This is a genomic window from Terrihabitans rhizophilus (assembly GCF_033898525.1).
Taxonomy (GTDB): domain Bacteria; phylum Pseudomonadota; class Alphaproteobacteria; order Rhizobiales; family Methylopilaceae; genus Flaviflagellibacter; species Flaviflagellibacter rhizophilus.
Genome location: NZ_JAXAFJ010000001.1, coordinates 308,484 through 328,963, shown reverse-complemented (window position 1 = coordinate 328,963; position 20,480 = coordinate 308,484). Strand labels below are relative to the sequence as shown.

The following is a 20,480-nucleotide window of genomic DNA, read 5'->3' as shown; positions in this document are numbered from 1 at the left end:
CCGATGGCCACGACGGTCTCCCACGCCAAGGCTTCCAGCGTTCCCCGGCGTCCACCTCCGGTCGGCGTGCGCAACTCGCGGGCATGGCTGGTGCGCAACCTCTTCGGCAGCGTCGGCAACACGCTCCTGACCGCCGGCGCGCTCTGGCTGCTCTTCGTCACGTTGCCCGGCCTCGTCCGCTGGGCTGTCCTCGACGCCGTCTGGTACACCCCGGATGCGGGGGTCTGCCACGCAGCAATGGGTGCCTGCTGGGCGGTCGTGCCGGAGAAATACCGGGTGATGCTGTTCGGCACGTTCCCGTATTCGGAGCATTGGCGCGGTGCGCTGGTCATCGCCATCGTCATAGCCCTTGCCGCCGTCTCCACCATCCGCCGGTTCTGGTCTTATGGGCTGTTCGCGGCCTGGGTCGTGGCCATGCTGGTGGTCTTCACGCTGCTGCTCGGAGGCGTGCTCGGTCTGCGGCCGATCGGAACCCACGAATGGGGCGGGCTGCCTCTGACGCTCGTGATGTTCGTCGGCACCGTCGTCGGCGGGCTCCCCGCCGGTGTTCTCCTTGCGCTCGGCCGGCGCTCCACCATGCCGGTGATCCGAGCGCTCTGCACAGGCTTCATCGAGATCGTGCGCGGACTGCCTCTCGTGACGGTGCTGTTCATGGCATCGCTGATGTTCCCCCTCTTCATGCCGGAGGGGATTTCCATCGACAAATTCGCGCGTGCGCAGATCGCGATGGCGGCGTTTTTCGCGGCCTATGCGGCCGAGGTCATCCGCGGTGGCCTGCAGGCCATTCCTCGTGGGCAATACGAAGCTGCGGACACCATAGGGCTGGGCTACTGGCAGAAGACGACGCGCGTGGTGCTGCCGCAGGTCATGCGGATCGTTCTTCCTTCGATGATGAACGAGATCATCCGGGCGTTCAAAAACACCACCTTCATCGGCATAATCGGCCTGTTCGACGTGCTGCGCGCCACCTCCACCGCGATCCAGGATCCGGTCTGGGTGCGCTACAGCATCGAATCCTACCTCTTCATCTCCGCGCTCTACTTCGTGCTGTGCTTTGCCATGTCGCAATACGGCCAGCGAGTGGAGCGCGACCTTGCGAGGAACTGACATGTCCACGACGACGTCTTCTCCTGCTTCCGCAGGCCCCATCGTCGAGCTGCGAGGCGTCAACAAGTGGTACGACGACTTCCACGTTCTTCGTGACATCAACCTCTCCGTGGGGCGCGGGGAGAAGATCGTCGTCTGCGGGCCATCGGGCTCCGGCAAGTCGACCGCCATCCGCTGCATCAACCGCCTGGAGCAGCACCAGGAAGGCGACATCGTGGTCGACGGTGTCGAACTGACCTCGGACGTGCGAAGCATCAACGCCGTGCGCCGAAAGGTCGGCATGGTGTTCCAGAGCTTCAACCTGTTCCCGCACCTGTCCGTGCTGGACAATCTCACGCTCGGCCCGACGCTGGCGCAGGGCGAGAAAAAGGACGAGGCCGAAGATCGTGCCGCCGAACTCCTGCGCCGCGTGCGCATCCCCGATCAGGCCCGCAAGTTCCCGGGGCAGCTCTCGGGCGGTCAGCAACAGCGGGTCGCCATCGCACGCGCCCTGATGCTGCGCCCGCAGGTCATGCTGTTCGACGAGCCGACATCCGCGCTCGACCCGGAGATGATCAGCGAAGTGCTGGATGTGATGACAGAACTGGCGCAGGCCGGCATGACCATGATCTGCGTGACGCACGAGATGGGCTTTGCCCGCCGGGTGGCCGACCTCGTGGTGTTTATGGATGCCGGCGAAGTGGTGGAGGCCGCTTCCCCCGACCAGTTCTTCGGCGCGCCGCAAAGCCCCCGCACGCAGCTCTTCCTGAACCAGGTGCTCCATTAGGCCCCCGCGCGCCGGGACGCTTCCAGCCAGCTATCAGATGAAAGTGGACATGATGACGATCGACTCCGGGAATGACGCCTTCGCAGATTTCCGTGCAGGTTTTCCGGCGCTACGTTCCCAGACCTACCTGTCGATCTGCGACAAGATGATCCTGCACGACGATGTGCGCGCCTCTGTGGATGTGTTCCTCGATCATCTGGCAATGGCGTCCGCGGTCCGGACCGACCATGAGGTGCGCGTGGCATCCGCCCGCGAAAAGTTCGCGCGCCTCATGAATGTAGCGCCGGAGACCATCGCCGCGACCCGCAACGTGTCCGACGGCACCAACAGCATCGCCTGGGCCATGCCTTGGAAGGAAGGGGACAACGTCGTCCTGACTTCCGACGCGGAGCATCCGAACAACGTCTATCCGTGGCTGCGCCTCCGCGAGCGCGGTGTGCAAGTCCGGGTCGTTGCAGCGGATGCCGAAGGTGCGGTGGACGCGGACGCGATGATCTCCGCAATGAACTCGCGGACGCGGGTGGTTGCCGCTGCATCGGCGACGTTCGCACCGGGCCATCGTACCGACCTGCGGAAGCTGGGCGAGGCGGCTGAGCGCAGCGATGTCTTGCTACTGGTTGATGGCGTGCAGACCGCCGGAATCTTCCGGCATGACCTCTCCGCTGAGCCGGTCGGAGCGTTTGCGACCTCGACGTCGAAGGGGTTGCTGGGCCTGTACGGCTTCGGCTTTCTCTACGTGTCTCCGAAGTGGATCGACCGCCTGCATCCGGCCTATCTCTCGCGCTCCTCGGTGCTGCAGAAGACGGACGACCACTCCACGATGGGCGGCTTCGACTGGGAATACCAGCCCGACAGCCGCCGCTTCGAGGTCGGCAGCTACAACCTCGCCGGCGCCTATGCGGCCGACGCCTCGCTGGACCGGCTGCTCGCGCTCGGCGGCGACGCGATCGAGGCGAGGGTGCTGCGCCTTGCCTCCATGTTCCACGAGGGCGTCAGTGCGTTGGGCCTGAAACCCGCGGTGCCGGGCAGTGGCCCACGGCAGTCACATATCCTGACGCTGGGCGAACTCGATGCCGGCGGCCATGGCTTTTCCAGTGATCCGGTCATCGAACCGCTTTCCGCATTCCTGAAGCAGCGGCGCATCGCGCACACGATCCGGCGCGGCCAGATGCGGTTCGGCCTGCACGCGTACAACGACGAGACGGACATCGACGCGGCCGTCGGAGCGCTTCGTGACGGTCTCCAGTCATTGCGCGCACAGGCCTGAGGCCGGTGAACCCGAGCATTCGCATCGACCTCGTCAGCGACACCGCCACCAAGCCCTGCACGGCGATGCGTCAGGCGATGGCGAATGCCGAGGTCGGTGACGAGCAGCGTGGCGAGGACCCCACCGTCAACGCGTTGAACGAACGCGTGGCTTCGCTCCTCGGGCAGGAGCGGGCCCTCTTCCTGCCGTCGGGCACGATGTGCAACCAGATCGCGCTCGCAGTTCACTGCCGGCCCGGCGACGAGATCATCGCGGCCAGCAGCGCCCACATTGTCGGGTCCGAAGGCGCCGGCGCTGCCGTGCTTGCCCATAGTGTCATCCGAACCATTGCATCGCCGGACGGCATCTTCACGGCCGAGCAGCTTCGCTCCACCTTGCGGCCGCACAGGGTGAAAGCGCCTCGCCAGCGCGTGGTGGCCGTGGAGCAGACCAGCAACCGCGGTGGTGGAAGTGTCTGGCCGGCGGACGTGCTGCAGGCTTTGATTGATGAAGCCCGCGGGGCCGGTCTTCTTCTTCACATGGATGGCGCTCGCCTGATGAACGCTGTCGTGGCGTCGGGAGTGGATGCATCGCTGCAAGCAGCGCCATTCGACAGCGTTTGGCTGGATCTCTCGAAAGGCCTGGGGTGCCCTGTTGGCGGTGTTCTCGCCGGATCCGCCGACTTCATCGCCGAAGCGGATGTTTGGAAGCACCGGCTGGGAGGCGCGATGCGGCAGGCCGGCATTCTCGCGGCAGCGGGTCTGTACGCGCTCGACCACAATGTGGCTCGCCTGGCCGAAGATCATGCAAATGCTCGGCGCTTCGCTGCACTGTTAGGCGAGATCCCAGGCGTTTCGCTGTTGAACCCGAATCCACACACAAACCTCGTATTCTTCGACGTTTCAGCCTCTGGACATTCAGCGCAGGCTGTCGGTCGCCACCTGCTCGAGGACGGTGTGCGGATCGGCATTGAGTCTAGCCACGTCATGCGTGCGGTGTTCCACCTTGATGTAGATGCGCGCCAGACGACGCTTGCGGCTACATCTCTCAGGTCAGCGTTGGCTTGACAGCTTCGGGTACCGGAGCCGCGGGGCAGGGGCAAAGCCGAAAGGATCGTCCGGCTGCGACGCCGAACTCGCGGATGCACCGCGGCCAGGCATGTACTGACGGAAAAGCCGCGAGCTGGTCTCGTGGACCGCCGGTGGGAAGCCGCCGACGTGCTACGAATCCAAGTGCACGGCGTGTTCCCAGCCTGCCCGGGCGGTTGCCAGCGTCCGCTGCACATTTCCAAATGCTTGCGCGATCTCTTCGTCGGTCGACCAGCACTTCTAACCAAAGATCGCCAGCAACGCGCAGTTCGCCGTCAAGGCTGCTGGCGGAAACTCATTTTCAAAGTTTCGTGGAGGCGGCTTCCGCGGTCATGAACCTTGCCCGGGCAGCAGCCACATGACGGCGCATCAAGAGATCGGCGAGTTCCCCATCCCTCTCTTCGATGGCCTGCATGATGCGCTCATGATCCTCTTGCGAGCGCTTCTGGCCAGGAATGGTCCAAGTCCGGAAACGGCAGAGCCGGATCAGCGAATACAGGTCTCCGCACAGCAGGTTCTGCAATCGTTTCGAACCGCTGACGGTTGCGATGCGGTAGTGGAAATCCTCGTCGCCAATGCCTTGGGAATAGTCGCGATCATCAGGCGCACGCGTTGCGGCCTGGCTGTCTACAAAGGCGCGCAAGGATCTGATCTCCTCATCGGACCCACGTTCTGCGGCAAGACGCACCGCCAAGCCTTCAAGGCTTTCCCTGACCTCGTAGAGCTCGATCAGGTCTTCCGTCTTCAGCTGGACGACACGTACGCCGGCGTGCGCCGCACTGACGACCAACGAACGACCTTCCAGCCGCCTTAGCGCCTCGCGCAGGGGCCCTCGGCTGATGCCGAAGCGGGAGGCAAGGCTTTCCTCGCCGAGCTTCGTACCCATGGGGATGCGGCCGCTGACGATTTCCTCCTCGAGAACCCGAAACGCGCGATCGGCGGAGGTCATTACCTCGTTTGTCGACAATACATCGTCAGGATGCGGTTCAATCGCCATAAGTTTGTATTTAGCGCCTATATTGTTGACAATCAACTGGGGCTAGCAAATCATGATGGCATAAACAGAGGCGGGAAACCGTCTCCACGAGCGGGAAAACCCGCCGTGGCAAAGGGTGGAGAACGTCATGAAGAGCATCGGGAGAATGCTGTCTGCTGCGCTATTCGGTTCAGCGGTCCTGCTGGCGGGTTCGGCATTCGCGCAGGACGCGAAATATCCGGCCTATCCGCACAAGACGGTGACGCTGATCACCAGCTCCGGGCCCGGGGGCGGCGGCGATGTGTTCCTCCGCAACCTGGTGAAGACGCTGGGCCCGCGCTGGGGCATCAACTTCGTCGTTGAGAACGTGCCCGGCAGCGGCGGCGCGAATGCCATGCGGCGCATCGTTGAAGGGCCGGCGGACGGCTCATTGCTCTATGGCGTGTCCACCCAGCACGTCGTCGTCAGCGTGCTCAGCAACCCGCCCTACAGCTACAAGGACATGCAGCCCGTCGTGAACGTGCTGTACGATTCGCCCATCTTCTTTGTGCGTTCCGACAGCCCGTTCAAGACGCTGCAGGACGTGGTCGCCTATGCCAAGGAGAACCCCGGCAAGCTGAAGTTCGGCGCGGGAACGGCGGCGTCCATCGACCGCATGGTCGTGGAGACCTTCAAGCTCCGCACCGGCCTCAACATGGTCGTGGCGACGCACGACAGCGGGGGCCAGTTGACGCTGAACGTGCTGAGCGGCGCGGTCGATATCGGCTCCGGCGATGCGCAGGAGATCACGGCGCAGGTCGAGGCCGGGCAGATGCGCATCCTGGCGGCCGTCATGGACACCCGCCTCGCAAATTTCCCGGACGTTCCCACCGCCAAGGAGCAGGGCGTGGACGTGACCGCCACCGGCTGGCGCGGCTTCGTCGTCAAGAAGGGTACGCCTCCGGAGATCGCGCAGGCCTGGGAGAAGGCCATCCAGCTGGTGCTTGAAGACCCGCAGTACAAGGAGTTCTACACCAAGAGCAACGGCATCCCGGCCTATCTCTCGGCGCAGGATTTCGATGCGTTGACCAACAAGTTCGCGTCCGAGCTCGACGCGTTCTTCACGCAGGTCGGCCTGAAGCAGAAGAAGAACTAGCCCCGGAGGCACGGTCCCATGCTGGCTAACCTCGTCTCGGGCAGCGTGCTGCTTGTGCTCTCCATCGCCTACTATGTCTCGGCGGCCGCCATGCCGCCGAGCATCCTGGACACCACGGTTCCGTCGTCCGCATTTCCCAAGCTGCTGGCGATCTGCGGGGCGGTTCTCTCGGTGGCGCTCATCGGACAGGCCCTGTACTCCGCCGGCCTTGCCAGGGCCCGTCCGTCAGCCGCCGTGCCCGAGGAGCGGAAGGAGCCCGGGCGCCTGTGGTTCGAGCACAAGCGAGCGCTCGGCCTGCTCGGCATCGTTCTGCTGTTCGTGCTGGCCCTGGAACTCGTCGGCTACCCGGTCGCCATCGGCCTGCTGATCCTCGCGGTGTCGCGCTACGGGGGCTATCCGCTATCGGCCATGTCCGTCGCGGTTGCCATTGGCGGCGGCCTGTTCTTCTGGCTGTTCTTCATGGTCCTGCTCGGCATCCACATGCCGCTCGGCCTCTGGAGCCGCCTGTTCGCAGCGGCCCACGGCCTGCCCTTCGCCTGAACCTGACCTGCGGCCGCGCCGCCAGAAAAGAAGCAGGACACCGCAATGGACGGCTTCAACATAGCACTGCACACCATCTTCGCCTCGCCGGCCGTGTTCTACGCCTTTGCCGGCGTGGCCTGGGGCATCATCGGGGGCGCGCTTCCCGGCCTCTCCGCATCCATCACCATGGCGCTGCTCCTGCCGTTCACCTTCGGCATGGACCCCACCATGGCCATCATCCTGCTGGCCTCCACCTATGTCGGCGCGGAATATGGCGGCTCCATACCCGCCATCCTCATCCGCACGCCCGGCACCAGCGCGGCGGTGACCACCGTCATCGACGGCTATGAGATGCACAAGCAGGGCAAGAGCGGCGAAGCCTTGGGCATCTCGCTTGTGGCCGGCGTCATCGGCGGACTCATCGGCATGGTGCTGGTGGTGGGGCTCACCGGTCCGCTTTCGCGCATCGCGCTCTACTTCACGGCGCCGGCCTTCTTCGCGCTCGGCGTGTTCGGGCTCAGCCTCATCGCCACACTGTCCGATGGCTCCATCATCAAGGCCTTCCTGGCCGCGATCGTGGGGCTCGCGATCTCCACCATCGGCATCGACCCGCTCTCCGGCGTGCAGCGCTTCACCTTCGGCTCGGCGGAACTGCTCGGCGGCATCGAGCCCATACTCGTGCTGATCGGCATGTTCGCTATGGCGGAACTGTTCCACCAGACCAGCGCGCCGGCCTGGGACCGCGCCTCCACCAGCATGCGCATCAAGCTGCCCAACTGGCCGATGCTGAAGCGCATCATGCCGGCCACGCTGATCGGCACCGGCATCGGCACCTTCGATGGCGTCACGCCGGGCGGCGGCGCGACGCTCGCCTCCTTCCTCTCCTACAACGAGGCGCGGCGCTGGTCGAAGCATCCGGAAGAGTTCGGCAAGGGCTCGCCGGAGGGCATCGCGGCGCCGGAGGCGGCCAACAACACCGTGGCGGCAACGGCGCTGATTCCAACACTGACCTTCGGCATCCCGAGCTCAGGGTCGACGGCGGTGCTGCTCGGTGGCCTCATCCTGCACGGCATCGAGCCCGGCCCGGCGCTGCTGACGAAGAACCCGCAATTCGTCTACGGCCTGTTCGGCGGCCTGTTCATCGCCAACCTGTCGCAACTCGTGCTGGGCTTCCTGATGCTGCCGCCCTGCATCTGGCTGGTGAACCGGCCGCGCGCCTTCCTGATGGCCTTCATCATCGCGCTGGTGTCCTCGGGCGTCTACTCGGTCAACCAGAACATCTTCGACGTGCTGATCATGATCGGCATGGGCGTGCTCGGCTATGTGATGAAGACCCTGCGGTTTCCCGTGCTGCCGCTGGTGCTCGCCCTCGTGCTCGGCGGCATCGTGGAGCGCAATTACCGGCGCGCTGTAGATCTCGGCTACGGCGAACACGCGATCTTCTTCCAGGATCCGCTGTCTGCCGGGCTGCTCGGCCTGACGGTCCTGTTCATCGCCGGCTCGCTCGGAATGACCGCCCTGCGCCGCCGCCGCGAGCGCCGCGCCGCGGATATCCCGGCCGTGCCGGCGATCCACTGATCCCACCTTCAAGACCAGATCCAAGGAGCGAACCATGACCACACTGCGAGACCGCATCGGCGTCGACCTCGGCCAGCGAAACAAGATCGAGGACGGCCTGGCCGCCGCCGTGCAGCACGGCATCCGCTATCTCGACCTCAAGATCGACGTGGCCCCCAACGCCATCGAGACCCTGACGCCGGAACGCATCCGCGGCATCCGAGACGTGTGCGACCAGCATGGCATCCATGTCGGCGTGCACACCATGTCCGCCGTCAACGTTGCCGAGGTGGCGCCGCATGTCCGCGATGGCGTCGACCGCTACCTCATGGGACACATGGATGCCTGCAAGAAGCTGGGCGGCGAGTGGATGGTGGTGCACGCCGGTTATCACTTCACCTCCGACGTGCAGATGCGGATGGATGCGGGATTGGAGCGATTGAAGCGGCTCAGCGGCTATGCCGAGGAGATCGGCCTCACGCTGCTGCTTGAAAACATGAACTGGGAGCCGGACGACGCCGAGGTCCACTATCTCGGCCATAATGTCGAGGAGACCCTGTTCTATTTCGACCGGCTGTCATCGCCCAATCTGCGCTGGGCATTCACCGCCAACCATGCCCACATCGTGGACGACGGTGTCGATGCCTTCCTTGCCGCCATGGACATCAAGAGGTGCGACGAGGTGCGGCTCGCCGATTGCTGGCGCAACGGCAAGGAAGAGCATCTGTTGCCGGGCACTGGCGACTTCGACTTCCCCGGCCTCTTCGCGAAGCTGGATAAGCTAGGTTTCCAGGGCCATTACATGAACGCGTTCGGCACGCTGCAGGACATGGTGGAAGGCCGCGAAAAGCTGGCTGGCATGGTCGAGATGGCTGCCTGAACCCGTGACGTAGCGGCGCCATCGCCGCTACGGTCCCGCCATGGCCCAATCCTCGAACTTGACAGCGGTCCGCAACACATTGGTGGCCCTCGCCGTCGGCCTTGTCGGCGGCGCGGTCTTCCACGCCTTGCACACGCCCCTGCCGTGGACGCTCGGCTCGCTGTTCGCCACCGCCGCCATGGCGCTTGCCGGTGGAGGATGGTTCCTGCCGCGCGTAGCCTGGAACGTGGCCCGTCCCTTTGTGGGCGTGCTGGCCGGCAGCGCATTCTCCCTGCCGGTGGTGATGTCGATGCTCGGCTGGTGGGACGTGCTGGCCACCCTGCTGCTCTACTCGGTCGCCATGACGTTCCTGGGCTGGGCGTTCTTCCACAAAGGGCTAGGCTATGACAGCGTCACGGCCTTCTTTGCCTCCGCTCCGGGAGGTCTCGGAGAACTGACCCTACTCGGTGGCAGCCTTGGCGGGGACGTGCGCAGGCTCGTGCTGATCCACGCTCTACGGATCATCCTCGTGGTCTTCACCGTGCCGTTCCTCGTTCAGGTGCTGCTCCTGCCCGGCGATCCGCTCGGCAGCGCCGCGCCGGTCCATGCGGCTCCGGAAGCCGCCTTGCAGGACTGGATCATCCTGCTGGCGTGCGGCGTGGCGGGCTTCTTCATCGGCCGTCCTTTCCGCAGTCTTGGCGGCGTCATGGTGGTGCCCATGCTGCTGAGCGCAGCCGTCCATGTGGGCGGCCTGACGGAGGTTTCGCCGCCGGGATGGCTCGTCGCCTTCGTGCAGGTCATCATCGGGTCGATTTCCGGCGCACGGTTCGCCGGCACCACCTGGAGGGAGCTCCGCACCACCGCCGCCCACGGCCTTGCGTGGGCGGTGGTGCTGCTGGCGGCGGCGTTGGGCGCCGCGTGGCTGTGCAGCCTGTTCGCGGATGAACCCCTGCTCGCGCTCATCCTCGCCTTCGCACCCGGCGGCATCGTCGAAATCACGATCGTGGCGTATGCGATCGGAGTTCACACCGCCTTTGTCGTCACCTGCCAATTGTGCCGGGTGATACTTGTTCTCCTGACGACACCGACCTTGTTTCGCCTAGTTCTCAAGCCTCGCTGAATGCAACGGCTTGTTGGTGCGAGTACGAAACGCCGAGCGATCCGCTACACTCCATCATCATAGGTGATCTTGAGATTGCGGGTTCCCAATCCGGGCCAAGCGCTTTCTCTGTTGGATCCCGCGCTCCACGCGTAAGTTCCTCATGCACCGACATGGTCCAGGTGGATCGCACCGCGAGCACATCGCGGAACTTGGCGGGTAGCCCACCTTTGCAGATTCCGCAGCCCAGGCAGATCAGATCAGGATGCGAACAGGGCGCTCCCAGATCAAAAGTGCCACGCACCCTTCATCGCTCCAAACCTGATGAACCGTTCCCGGCGCGTTTATCGCAAAGGTGCCCGCCGGGTAGTGGCCGTTTTCGTCACACTGGGCGCCGTCCAGTACCAGGATGTGCTCGAAACCGGTGTGCTCGTGGCGGGGCACGCGAGCTCCGGCCTCATAGCGCAGGAGTGCGGCCGCCGCACCCTCAGGCTCGCCATAAAGGATGTGCCGGGTAACGCCGGGATGGAACGGTGCAAACGGAAGATCTCGCCATGCACCCCCGATGAAGTCCCGGATCAAACCTTGCTCAAGCACGGAACGCCTCCTCGATCTGGGCCGATGTGGCGGTCCAGCCCACAATGGCTCCCTGCGCTCGCATCATATCGAGCGTCGCCTCCTTGAAGGCAGGGAAGTAGCTTTCGGTCGCGTCCTCGACGACGAGGCACTGGAATCCCCGGTCGTTCGCCTCGCGCATCGTCGTCTGCACGCACACCTCCGTGGTCACTCCCCCGAACAGCAGGTGCGTGATGCCCCGCTCCTGCAGGATGTCGCCGAGGGTCGTGGCGTAGAACGCCCCCTTTCCGGGTTTGTCGATCACGATGTCGCCGGGAAGGATGGGCAGTTCGGCCACGATCTCGACGCCGGGCTCACCGGCGATCAGGACGCGGCCCATCGGCCCCGCATCGCCGATCCTCAGCCGAGGCTCGCCGCGCTCGCGCTTGGCGGGCGGGCAGTCCGACAGATCGGGGCGGTGGCATTCCCGCGTATGGATCACGGTCATCCCCTGGGCGTGCGCGAGGTCGAGCAGGCGGCGCGCTCCGGGAAGCGCGGACCTGAGCAGCCCGACATCATTGCCCAGGGTTTCGCCGAAGCCGCCCGGCTCCAGGAAATCGCGCTGCATGTCGATCATCATCACCGCCGTGTGTGCCGGCGGGAATGCGAAGGCGAACGGCAGGGCATCGGCGACCACGGCCATCAAGCGTGCCCCACCATGTGGCGGCCGATATCGAGCGCGCTCGCGCCGGCGGCCGCGGTTTCGTGGACGATTTCGCCGTGGTGCATCACGAGGATGCGGTCCGACAGTTCGAGAACCTCGTCGAGATCCTCCGACAGCAACAGCACGGCCGCCCCGTCATTGCGGGCGGCGACGATGCGCGCCCGCACCTCGGCCGCGGCCTTCACGTCCAGTCCAAAGCACGGGTTCGAGATCACCAGGAGGTCGACCTTTCCGTCGAGTTCGCGCGCCAGAACGGCGCGCTGAACATTGCCGCCGGACAAGGCGGAGATCGGCGCCTGGGCGGAGGGGGTGCGCACCGCATAAGCGGCGATCATTCCGCGTGCCCGGCGGGCCATGGCTCCTGCGTCGAGCCAGAAGCGGCGGCCCCTGGCGCCGTGGTCGAACTCGCGCAGGTTCATGTTCTCGCTGACGCTCATGCCCGGCACGCTGGCATTGCGCAGCGGCTCCTCCGGCAGCACCCGCACGCCGAGCTCGCGCACCGCGCGGCGCCCGCCCGCGAAGGGCGTGTCCTTGACCTGGACGGTTCCCGCCGTGGCGGCGCGCTGGGCGCCCAGAACCTCGACAAGGTCCATCTGGCCGTTGCCGGACACACCGGCGATCCCCACGATCTCGCGCGGATGAACGGCAAGATCGCCGATGGAAAGACCGGGCCGTCCAAGATCGCCGGCGGTTTTCAGGTCGCGAATGCGGAGGCGGGCGCTTGAGCCCGGTACGCCGCGCCGCTCGATCGGCTTGGGGGCGTGGGCCTCGCCGATCATCATGGCGGTGAGGGCGGCGGCGTCGAGGTCTGCCGCGCGCCCCGCGCCGGCGAAGCGGCCCTTGCGCAGGACGGTGACATCGTCCGCGTAGGCCGCCACTTCCTTCAGCTTGTGGGTGATGATCATGACGCTGATCTCGCCGGCATCTACGAGACCGCGCACGAGGCCCAGCACCTCCGTGGCTTCCTGCGGTGTCAGCGTGGATGTCGGCTCGTCCAGCACGATGAGCCGGCGGCTGAGGTAGAGCTGCTTGAGGATTTCCACCTTCTGGCGTTCGCCCGCCGCCAGCGAGCCGACCGGCGCGTCCATCGGCAGGCGGAACGGCATCCGGGACAGGAAGTCCGCCAGCCGGGCACGCTCCAGGCGCCAGTTGATCACGGCCGGGATGTCCGCACGCGCCATGACCAGGTTTTCTGCGGCGCTCATCGAGGGCACCAGCGTGAAGTGCTGGTAGACCATGCCAAGCCCCAGCAGGTCCGCGTCGGCGGGCCGCCCGATGGACACCTCGCGCCCGTCCACCAGGAGGTCGCCCTCGTCGGCCTTGTAGTAGCCGAGCAGGCATTTGACGAAGGTGGACTTGCCGGCGCCGTTCTCGCCCAGAAGGGCATGCACCGTGCCGCGCCGCACCTTCAGCGAGACATGGTCGAGCGCCACGAAGCTGCCGAACCGCTTGGTCAGCCCCACGGCCTCGACCTCGGAGGCTTCCGTCCGTCTCCCTGTCGTCATCATCGCTCCGCCCCTGCCAGCCGGCTGCGGTCCGCGATGATCGCCACGGGGCCGCCGCCATCCGGACCCTGATGCTCGGCACCTCCCGAGACGAAGATTTCGGAGTGGCCGACAAGGCCGGCCAGCACGCCGCCCACGAAAGCGCGGGCATGGCGGGTGGAGGAGATGTCGGAATCGTCCAGCATGGTGTGGCGGCGCCCGCGCAGGCGTCCGCTTCCGCCGGCTTCGGCCTTGGCGAGCAGTGCGAGCAGCGCGCCCTGCTCGTCCCCGCGCAATTGGCCATCGAAGGTGAAGCCAAGCCTCCGCAAGGCGGCACGCACAGGGTCCACGTCGATGGCATCGGCCATGACCGCGTGGTCGATGGCGAGCGGTCCTGTCCAGGCCGGGCTCATGCCGAGGACGACGATCTCGTGGTTCATCAGTTCCACTCCGGCGGAGGTGCTGGCGCGGCCCGACCACAGCGTAGGATCGCGGCCAATCATCTCGTCGGTGATGGCATCCAGCTCCACCTCGCCAAGGGCGACAGCCACGCCGAGGGCCGACGCACCGCGCGAAAGCCCCATGCTCTTGAGCGTATCTCGCGTGACGGCCGTCGCGCCGCGTGCCTCGGCGTCCATCACCCGTCCGGCGGTCAGAAGCGGGCACTTGATCTGCACGAAGTGGACTTCGGCTGCATCACCGATGCTGGCGTCACCCATCGCGGCCCGCACGCCTTCCGCGACCTGGGCGACCTGCGCCACCCGGCCGATATCTTCGGGCCGGAGGTCGGCGGTCTGCGCACTGCCGATGGCCAGCGCCGGACCGGCCCCATCGGACGATGCGCCGTCCTGCCGGGCCAGCAGGAGCAGGTGGGGCGACAGCGCGCCTTCGGTTCCGCCCGACATGACGTAGGATATCGCATCCGCACCGCCCGCCGGCAGGTGCCGCTCCATCAGGCGGTGAAGCGCGCTGACGGCAAAGGCGCGGGTGAAATCGTTGACGCAGCCATTGCCCTCCGTCTTGCCAAGGATGGCGACCACGTTCCGGGAGTCGAGACCTGCCTTGAACGCGCTTTCAATCCCGGAGACATCGTCCGGAGCCGCTGCCGGCACCCGCAGGACGATGGCCTCGCGCGCCATCAGCCGATGACCCGCAGCAGGTCATCCGATGTCGCGACCGCGCCGAACACGCCGCCCTGCATCTTGATCATGTCGATGGCCGCAAGATGGTTCTCCACCTTTGTGGCGGCGCAGCAATCGGACAGCAGCACGCACTCGTAGCCCATGTCGTTGGCGTCGCGCATCGTGGTGTGGACGCAGACATCGGTTGTGACGCCGGTCAGCACGATGTTGCGGATGCCGCGGGTCTTGAGCACGAGTTCGAGGTCGGTCGCCACGAAGGAGCCCTTGCCCGGCTTGTCGATGATGGCCTCGCCCGGCTCCGGCTGAAGCTCGGGGATGATCTCCCAGCCGGGTTCGCCGCGCACCAGGATGCGGCCGCATGGCCCCTGGTCGCCGATGCCGGCGCCGATCCGCTGCGAGCGCCAGCGCTTGTTGGCCGGCAGGTCGGCGAGATCGGGCCGGTGGCCCTCGCGCGTGTGGATGATGTGGTAGCCGCCGGCGCGCATCGCGGCCAGCACGCGGCGGATCGGCTCGATGGGACCCCGCGTTAGCGAGATGTCGTAGCCCATCACATCGACGTAGCCGCCGGGCGCGCAGAAATCGACCTGCATGTCGATGATGATCAACGCCGTGTTCTGCGGCCGCAGGTCACCGTCGAAGGGCCACGGATAGGGATCCGACCCGATGGTGCGGCCGCCGTGCACCATGGCATCGGCGATGCGTTCGTCGAGGCTGCTGCTGCTCATTCCGCTGCCTCCGCCTGTCCCTCGCCGTAATTGCGGGTCGGCTTGGTGTAGCCGCAGGAGGTGCCGTCCTTCTGCTTGATCTCGTCCTCCCACGGCAGCCGGTACCGGCCCGCCGCGAGGTCGTGCATGTAGGTGTAGGGGCAGTCCTGCGCGCCTCCGGCCACCGCCGTGTAGCCGCGATGGCCCAGCTGATAGATGTTGTTCTCGACACCCCAGTTGATGCGGGCTTCGCGCACCAGATCGGGCCGCACCTCCGCGGTGATGATCTCGTCGACGCGGCCGGTCTGGCCATGCGCGATGATGCGGCCATCGAAATTGCAGACCATGGCCTCGCCCATGGAATCGAACGTGCCGTCCGATCCGCACATGCAGACATTGGCCGTGACCATGAGGTTGCAGAAAGCGTTCGACTGGTTGGTGAACGACCAGCTGTCGCGTATCGGCGCTGTGTAGCCCGCCGTGCGCAGCATGATTTCGGCGCCCTTGTAGGCGGCCTCGCGCGCCATCTCCGGGAACATGCCGTCATGGCAGATGATCAGCGACAGCTTGCAGCCGTTCGGTCCGTCGATGACCGGAACGCCGAGATCGCCGGGCTCCCACGGCTCGACCGGCACCCAGGGGTGAAGCTTGCGGTAGTACAGCTTCAACTCGCCCTGATCGTCGATGATGATGCCGGAATTGTAGGGATTGCCGTGCGGGTTGAACTCCATGATGGAGAAGCAGCCCCAGATCCGGTTGTCCACGCAGGCCTTCTTGAAGGCCGCGACCTCGGGGCCATCGAGCCGGCACATGATGGCCGGATTGGTGTCCATGGACAGCCCGTGCAGCGCGTATTCCGGGAACACGACGAGGTCCATGGTCGGCATGTTGCGCCGCGCCTTGGCGACCATGGCCACCACGCGATCCGTCTGCCGCGCCAGATCCTCGGGGGTCACCACCACCGGCAATTGAAGCTGGACGAGGCCGATGACGACACCGGCCGGAGATTTGTTCAGTCCACCCAATCCGTTCATGTATCCAAACCTTCAGCGTGTCAGGGACAGTTCCCCCGGCATGCCGCGCAGCGCGCGGCCGGGGGCGACCGTCAGCACCATGATGAGCAAAGTGAGCACATACGGCGCGGCGTAGAACAGGTAGTAGCCCTGGGTGATCCCGATCACCTGGAGCGAGGGGCCCAGCGCTCCGGCCGCGCCGAAGAGGAGCGCCGCCAGCACGCAGTGAATGGGATCCCAGCGCGCGAACACGACCAGCGCCACGGCCACAAGGCCCTGGCCGGAGGACAATTGCTCGTTCCAGCTGCCGGGATAGGACAGCGACAGGAAGGACCCGCCTATGCCGGCAAGGGCGCTTCCAAGAACGGTGGAGAGGATGCGCACGAGGTTGATGCGGAGGCCGAGCGCGCGGGCGGCATCCTCCGAATCCCCGACGATGCGGACCGTGAGGCCGAGCCGCGTGTTGCGGAAGGACCATGCCATGAGAGCGGCGACCGCGAGGCCGAAGAAGAACAACGGGCTGACATCGAGCGCCGAGCGGATCTGGGGCTGCTCGGACCAGAACCCCAGCGGCATCACGGGGAGTTGGGGCGCGGACGGCTGGATGTATGGCTTGCCGAAGAAGAACGCGCAGCCGAGGCCCGCCAGCATCACGGCGATGCCCATGGCGATGTCGTTGACGCGGGCAAGGCTGCAGACGACGCCGTGCAGCAGGCCGAGAACGCCGCCGGCGGCACACGCCGCCAGCACGCCGATCCAGGGGCTGCCGCTTTCGTAGGAGGCCGCATAGGCGGTCATCGCGCCAAGCACGAGCGCGCCCTCATTGCCGAGATTGATGCGGCCGGATTTTTCCGTGAGGCATTCGCCGAGGCTGACGAACAGGAACGGGGTGGAGACCCGCAGCGCGCCTGCCAGCAGCGCGACCGCCACCATGCCGATGCTGTCCATCAGGCCGTGCCTCGCGGCTGAAACCAGCGGAAACGCCCGTAGATCGTCTCGCTGGCCAGGATGGAGACGAAGATCATGCCCTGCAGCACGAGGACCGTGGCGTCCGGCAGGCCCAGCCGGCGCTGGATCAAGCCGCCGGCGGCCGCGATGCCGCCCAGCAGCAGCGCCATGGGGATGATCGCCAGCGGGTTCTGCCGGGCGAGGAAGGCGATGAGGATGCCGGTGTAGCCATAGCCCGCGATCAGCGACGCGTTGGCGTTGCCGTGCACCGCCGCCACCTCCGCCATCCCGGCGAGACCGGCGCAGGCGCCGCCCAGCGCGCAGGCGATGACGATGAGGCGGCGCGCCGGCAGGCCCTGCAATTGCGCCGCGCGAAGATTGCCGCCCGTGATCCGCCACGCGAACCCCGGAACGGTGCGCTGGACGAAGATCCAGAACCCGATGCAGGCGACGGTACCGAGGATGAGCCCGGGATGGATGCTGGTGCCGGGCAGGGAGCCCAGCATGAAGGCGTCTCCGATGGGACGGGTCGAGGGCTTGTTCAGGCTGGCGGGGTCGCGCAGCGGGCCTTCGACGAAATGGTTGAACAGGGCCACGGCGACGTAGGCGAGCAGCAGGCTGGCGATGGTTTCATTGATGCCGCGATAGGCGCGAAGCCAGCCGGTGAGCCCGATCCACGCCGCGCCGACGGCCCCGCCCGCGACCCCCATCGCTGCTATGGCGAGGACCGGCGGCACGCCCGACAGGGCGGCGCCTGCCACCGCTGCCGCCAGCCCGCCCAGAACCACCGCGCCTTCGCCGCCGATGACGATGAGGCCGAGCTGCGCCGGCAGCGCCACGCACAGCGCTGTCAGCATCAGGGGCGCGGCGCGTTGCAGCGTGTTCTGAAGCGAGAACCAGGAGCCGAATGCACCCCGCCACAACAGGTGCAGGAATTCCAGCGGCGAACTGCCCAGCGCCAGAAGAAACACGCAGAACGCCGCCGCCGCGACAAGCAGCGCGACGAGCGGCACCGCAAGGCCTTCCAGGGCATGGCGCACCGGATAGAACCGGTCGGACGGCGGAACGTTCGCCTCCTCGCGCCGTGCGGTCTCGGGCAGGAGGGCCACCACCGACATGGTCAGCCGACCGAGCCGACCACGCCCTCGACGAGGTAGTCCATGCTCTCGAGTTCGATGGCGTTTTCGGCGTAAGCCTTGCCGGCCGGGATGACCTCCTTGCCCGCATTGTTCTTCAGCGGACCCTGGAAGACCGCGAAGTCGCGGCTGGCCATCATCTTGGCCTTCACCTCGTCGGCGTGCTTGCGGGCGCCTTCCGAGACAGCCGGGCCGTAGGCCGATGTCTTGACGAAGCCGTCGGCAAGGCCGCCGCGCACGAAGTTCGGCAGCGGCTCGCCCTTCTGGGCGGCGGTCACAAAGGTCTTGTAGACCTCGGCCCAGTTCCACTCGGCACCGGTGAGGTAACCCTTCGGAGCCAGCTTGGCCTGGTTGGCATGGTAGCCGCAGGCGAAGATGCCGCGGCGCTCCGCGGTTTCCATGATCACCTTGGGACCATCGACATGGCAGGTCACCACGTCGATGCCCTGATCGGCCAGCGCATTGGTGGCCTCCGCTTCCTTGACGGGAAGCGACCAGTCGCCGGTGAAGATGACGTGCGTGGTGATCGACGGATCGACCGAGCGTGCGCCCAGCGCAAAGGCGTTGATGTTCTCCATCACCTGCGGCACGGGCTTGGCGGCGATGAAGCCGATCTTCTTTGACTTCGAGGTGTGCCCCGCGACGATGCCGCTGAGGTATTGCGCGCCGAAGATGTAGCCGAAATAGGAGCCGGTGTTCTTCGGGTGCTTGGCCTCGTTCCACAGGCCGCCGCAATGCCGGAACTCCACAGCCGGATATTTCTTGGCGACCGCCAGCATATGGGGGTCGAAATAGCCGAAGCTGGTGGGGAACAGCAGGGTCGCCCCGTCCAGCTCGATCATGCTCTCCATGGTCTTCTGCACGTCGAGCGTCTCGGCGACCTTCTCCTCTTCGATCAGCTTGACGCCGGGCATCGCCTTCAGCGCGGCCGCCCCTTCGGCATGGGCCTGATTGTATCCGTAGTCGTCCTTGGGGCCGACATAGATGAAGCCGACGGTGAGATCCTTGGCGAAGGCCGGGCGGATGCCGTTCAGCCCCGTTGCCAACAGCGCCGTGCCGCCTGCGAGACCGTGGAGGAGCTGACGGCGGGACAAGGGGATCTGGCGCATGTGGACCTCGAGCGGCGGGACGGTCTGCCCCGGATGAGCGGAAGCGGCCTGATGCCGGCCGGCCAAAACTATCCGGCACGCGCGCGGCTGCCAGTGTTGGTTTTCGAGCGGCCTGTTGCCTAGACTGCAACACGGGGGCGCAAGGCATGAAGCATCTGAGAACGCTGGAATACATTGCCTCGATCAGCCGCACGGGCTCGATCCGCAGGACGGCGGAGCAGATGAACATCACGCCTTCCGCTCTTACCCGGAAGATCCAGGATTTCGAGGCGGAACTGGGCGCCCCTGTTTTCGAGCGGCTGCCGCAGGGCATGCGCCTGAACTCAGCCGGGGAGCTGCTGGTCCGTCACATCCGCAGCCAGTTCTCGGACTTCGAACGGCTGCAGTCGCAGATCGCCGATCTCACAGGCGTGCGTCGGGGACACGTGGCCATCGCCTGCAGCCAGGCGTTTGTGGACCACCTCCTGCCGGAGGAGATTGCCGCGTATCGACGGCAGTTTCCGCTGGTCTCCTTCAGCATGCAGATGCGGGACCACGCCCAAGGCATCCAGTCTCTCGTCACTTTCGAAGCGGACCTGGCCTTGCTGGTCAATCCGCCGGCGACCGCGGAGATGACTGTTCTGATGTCGGGCAGCTACCCGCTGTGCGCGGTGATGAACCGCAACCATCCCTTGGCGCAGAATGGTCCGATCCGCCTGCGCGAGTGCCTGCAGTACCCGCTGGCCATGCCCGATCGCTCGCTCGCCATCCGTCATGTTCTGGATGCGGCCCTCGCCCGCACTCAAGCGACAGCCGATGTCGCGATCGAATCAGGGTCCATCGAGTTCCTGCGGAACTTTACGCTACGGGAGCAGGTCATCTCGTTTCACATCGCGCTTGCCGGTCCCACCCGCGAAGGCCTTTGCCTCAGGCCGCTCCATCCAAAAGACGTCCCGTTGCTCGCGCTTGTCCTTGGCTATGCAAGAGGTAGAAGCTTGCCCATTGCCGCTTCCAAATTTGCCGAACAACTTTCTCGACGCCTGGCTGCGGACAGCACTGGCTGACGCCACAGCATTCTGAACCTCAGCTAGTGCCCTGAAGAATTAGCTAAGTGATTTTCTTCGCTCGAAAATCCGCAGGTGATGCGACGGGCTTTTCTCAGGTAAACGCGGTCCAGGTTCAACGGAACTCAAGCCTGACGACGGGCTCAGCGAGCTGCAGTAGCCAGCCAGCGCTGGAAGCATTCACCTCCGCGCTGATGCGCAATGTAGACGCAATGGCGGAGGGACAGGCGTCTTGCAGACTCCCGAGCGCAGCCCCAGTTTCGGCTC

General features: G+C 65.8%; 20 protein-coding genes. 10 read left to right on the top strand and 10 right to left on the bottom strand.

All coding sequences use genetic code 11. From position 1 onward, the window contains the following. Positions 1-3: 3 nt before the first annotated feature. From SCD90_RS01465 to SCD90_RS01450, 4 genes are read left to right on the top strand one after another with little or no spacing between them, the layout of a single operon-like run. Positions 4-1,107: an amino acid ABC transporter permease gene (locus SCD90_RS01465; RefSeq protein WP_319842836.1), complete on the top strand. Its 1,104-nt coding sequence runs from the start codon at positions 4-6 to the stop codon at positions 1,105-1,107. 1 nt (position 1,108) lies between these two features. Next, entirely contained in the window at positions 1,109-1,873 is a 765-nt protein-coding gene (locus SCD90_RS01460) for an amino acid ABC transporter ATP-binding protein (RefSeq protein WP_319842835.1), read from the top strand. A gap of 49 nt (positions 1,874-1,922) precedes the next feature. After that, positions 1,923-3,140 (top strand): aminotransferase class V-fold PLP-dependent enzyme, encoded by a 1,218-nt coding sequence (locus tag SCD90_RS01455; RefSeq protein ID WP_319842834.1) that lies wholly within the window; start codon positions 1,923-1,925, stop codon positions 3,138-3,140. Positions 3,141-3,145: 5 nt separating this feature from the next. Next, entirely contained in the window at positions 3,146-4,186 is a 1,041-nt protein-coding gene (locus SCD90_RS01450; RefSeq protein WP_319842833.1) for a threonine aldolase family protein, read from the top strand. Between the two features lie 322 nt (positions 4,187-4,508). Here SCD90_RS01450 and SCD90_RS01445 read toward each other — a convergent pair whose 3' ends face one another. Further along, entirely contained in the window at positions 4,509-5,240 is a 732-nt protein-coding gene (locus SCD90_RS01445; RefSeq protein ID WP_319842832.1) for a GntR family transcriptional regulator, read from the bottom strand. A gap of 109 nt (positions 5,241-5,349) precedes the next feature. On the opposite strand from SCD90_RS01445, the gene SCD90_RS01440 reads away from it, so the two are divergent. From SCD90_RS01440 to SCD90_RS01420, 5 genes are all read left to right on the top strand, one after another. Beyond that, positions 5,350-6,318 (top strand): Bug family tripartite tricarboxylate transporter substrate binding protein, encoded by a 969-nt coding sequence (locus SCD90_RS01440; protein ID WP_319842831.1) that lies wholly within the window; start codon positions 5,350-5,352, stop codon positions 6,316-6,318. 18 nt (positions 6,319-6,336) lie between these two features. After that, positions 6,337-6,858 (top strand): tripartite tricarboxylate transporter TctB family protein, encoded by a 522-nt coding sequence (locus tag SCD90_RS01435; RefSeq protein ID WP_319842830.1) that lies wholly within the window; start codon positions 6,337-6,339, stop codon positions 6,856-6,858. 45 nt (positions 6,859-6,903) lie between these two features. Beyond that, positions 6,904-8,418, top strand: coding sequence for a tripartite tricarboxylate transporter permease (locus SCD90_RS01430; RefSeq protein ID WP_319842829.1), 1,515 nt, complete (start codon positions 6,904-6,906; stop codon positions 8,416-8,418). Between the two features lie 34 nt (positions 8,419-8,452). Beyond that, positions 8,453-9,277 carry a sugar phosphate isomerase/epimerase family protein gene (locus SCD90_RS01425; protein ID WP_319842828.1) on the top strand — a complete coding sequence of 275 codons (825 nt, stop codon included), beginning with the start codon at positions 8,453-8,455 and terminating at the stop codon, positions 9,275-9,277. 82 nt (positions 9,278-9,359) lie between these two features. Then, positions 9,360-10,376 carry an AbrB family transcriptional regulator gene (locus tag SCD90_RS01420; RefSeq protein ID WP_319842827.1) on the top strand — a complete coding sequence of 339 codons (1,017 nt, stop codon included), beginning with the start codon at positions 9,360-9,362 and terminating at the stop codon, positions 10,374-10,376. Positions 10,377-10,610: 234 nt separating this feature from the next. On the opposite strand, the gene SCD90_RS01415 is transcribed toward SCD90_RS01420, so the two are convergent. The 9 genes from SCD90_RS01415 to SCD90_RS01375 are packed head-to-tail and all read right to left on the bottom strand — an operon-like array spanning position 10,611 to position 19,170. Beyond that, on the bottom strand, positions 10,611-10,952 hold the full coding sequence (locus SCD90_RS01415; protein WP_319842826.1) for a cupin domain-containing protein: 342 nt from the start codon (positions 10,950-10,952) through the stop codon (positions 10,611-10,613). Next, positions 10,945-11,613, bottom strand: a complete 669-nt coding sequence (locus SCD90_RS01410) for a cysteine hydrolase family protein (RefSeq protein ID WP_319842825.1) — start codon at positions 11,611-11,613, stop codon at positions 10,945-10,947. Before SCD90_RS01410 ends, SCD90_RS01415 begins: the two co-directional genes overlap by 8 nt. Continuing rightward, positions 11,613-13,142, bottom strand: coding sequence for an ABC transporter ATP-binding protein (locus SCD90_RS01405; RefSeq protein ID WP_319842824.1), 1,530 nt, complete (start codon positions 13,140-13,142; stop codon positions 11,613-11,615). The genes SCD90_RS01410 and SCD90_RS01405 overlap by 1 nt, the downstream gene beginning before the upstream one ends. Beyond that, positions 13,139-14,260, bottom strand: a complete 1,122-nt coding sequence (gene atzD, locus SCD90_RS01400; protein WP_319843223.1) for a cyanuric acid amidohydrolase — start codon at positions 14,258-14,260, stop codon at positions 13,139-13,141. Before atzD ends, SCD90_RS01405 begins: the two co-directional genes overlap by 4 nt. Beyond that, complete coding sequence (gene biuH / locus SCD90_RS01395) at positions 14,257-14,946, bottom strand: biuret amidohydrolase (RefSeq protein ID WP_425265628.1); 690 nt, start codon at positions 14,944-14,946, stop codon at positions 14,257-14,259. The genes atzD and biuH overlap by 4 nt, the downstream gene beginning before the upstream one ends. Positions 14,947-14,981: 35 nt before the next feature. Next, the gene (locus SCD90_RS01390; protein WP_319842822.1) at positions 14,982-15,998 is read right to left on the bottom strand and encodes a formamidase; all 1,017 of its coding nucleotides are present in this window, start codon (positions 15,996-15,998) and stop codon (positions 14,982-14,984) included. Positions 15,999-16,010: 12 nt separating this feature from the next. Further along, positions 16,011-16,925, bottom strand: a complete 915-nt coding sequence (locus tag SCD90_RS01385; protein ID WP_319842821.1) for an ABC transporter permease — start codon at positions 16,923-16,925, stop codon at positions 16,011-16,013. Continuing rightward, complete coding sequence (locus SCD90_RS01380; protein ID WP_319842820.1) at positions 16,925-18,043, bottom strand: ABC transporter permease; 1,119 nt, start codon at positions 18,041-18,043, stop codon at positions 16,925-16,927. The genes SCD90_RS01385 and SCD90_RS01380 overlap by 1 nt, the downstream gene beginning before the upstream one ends. 2 nt (positions 18,044-18,045) lie before the next feature. Continuing rightward, the gene (locus tag SCD90_RS01375; RefSeq protein ID WP_319842819.1) at positions 18,046-19,170 is read right to left on the bottom strand and encodes a BMP family ABC transporter substrate-binding protein; all 1,125 of its coding nucleotides are present in this window, start codon (positions 19,168-19,170) and stop codon (positions 18,046-18,048) included. 146 nt (positions 19,171-19,316) lie between these two features. On the opposite strand from SCD90_RS01375, the gene SCD90_RS01370 reads away from it, so the two are divergent. After that, positions 19,317-20,213 carry a LysR family transcriptional regulator gene (locus SCD90_RS01370; protein WP_319842818.1) on the top strand — a complete coding sequence of 299 codons (897 nt, stop codon included), beginning with the start codon at positions 19,317-19,319 and terminating at the stop codon, positions 20,211-20,213. Positions 20,214-20,480 lie beyond the last annotated feature (267 nt).

Coding starts and splice junctions, on each gene's coding strand:
- SCD90_RS01465 (WP_319842836.1), top strand. CDS start 4: ATGGCCACGACGGTCTCCCACGCCAAGGCTTCCAGCGTTCCCCGGCGT.
- SCD90_RS01460 (WP_319842835.1), top strand. CDS start 1,109: ATGTCCACGACGACGTCTTCTCCTGCTTCCGCAGGCCCCATCGTCGAG.
- SCD90_RS01455 (WP_319842834.1), top strand. CDS start 1,923: ATGATGACGATCGACTCCGGGAATGACGCCTTCGCAGATTTCCGTGCA.
- SCD90_RS01440 (WP_319842831.1), top strand. CDS start 5,350: ATGCTGTCTGCTGCGCTATTCGGTTCAGCGGTCCTGCTGGCGGGTTCG.
- SCD90_RS01435 (WP_319842830.1), top strand. CDS start 6,337: ATGCTGGCTAACCTCGTCTCGGGCAGCGTGCTGCTTGTGCTCTCCATC.
- SCD90_RS01430 (WP_319842829.1), top strand. CDS start 6,904: ATGGACGGCTTCAACATAGCACTGCACACCATCTTCGCCTCGCCGGCC.
- SCD90_RS01425 (WP_319842828.1), top strand. CDS start 8,453: ATGACCACACTGCGAGACCGCATCGGCGTCGACCTCGGCCAGCGAAAC.
- SCD90_RS01410 (WP_319842825.1), bottom strand. CDS start 11,613: ATGGCCGTGGTCGCCGATGCCCTGCCGTTCGCCTTCGCATTCCCGCCG.
- SCD90_RS01405 (WP_319842824.1), bottom strand. CDS start 13,142: ATGATGACGACAGGGAGACGGACGGAAGCCTCCGAGGTCGAGGCCGTG.
- biuH (WP_425265628.1), bottom strand. CDS start 14,946: ATGGTGCACGGCGGCCGCACCATCGGGTCGGATCCCTATCCGTGGCCC.
- SCD90_RS01390 (WP_319842822.1), bottom strand. CDS start 15,998: ATGAACGGATTGGGTGGACTGAACAAATCTCCGGCCGGTGTCGTCATC.
- SCD90_RS01385 (WP_319842821.1), bottom strand. CDS start 16,925: ATGGACAGCATCGGCATGGTGGCGGTCGCGCTGCTGGCAGGCGCGCTG.
- SCD90_RS01380 (WP_319842820.1), bottom strand. CDS start 18,043: ATGTCGGTGGTGGCCCTCCTGCCCGAGACCGCACGGCGCGAGGAGGCG.
- SCD90_RS01375 (WP_319842819.1), bottom strand. CDS start 19,170: ATGCGCCAGATCCCCTTGTCCCGCCGTCAGCTCCTCCACGGTCTCGCA.
- SCD90_RS01370 (WP_319842818.1), top strand. CDS start 19,317: ATGAAGCATCTGAGAACGCTGGAATACATTGCCTCGATCAGCCGCACG.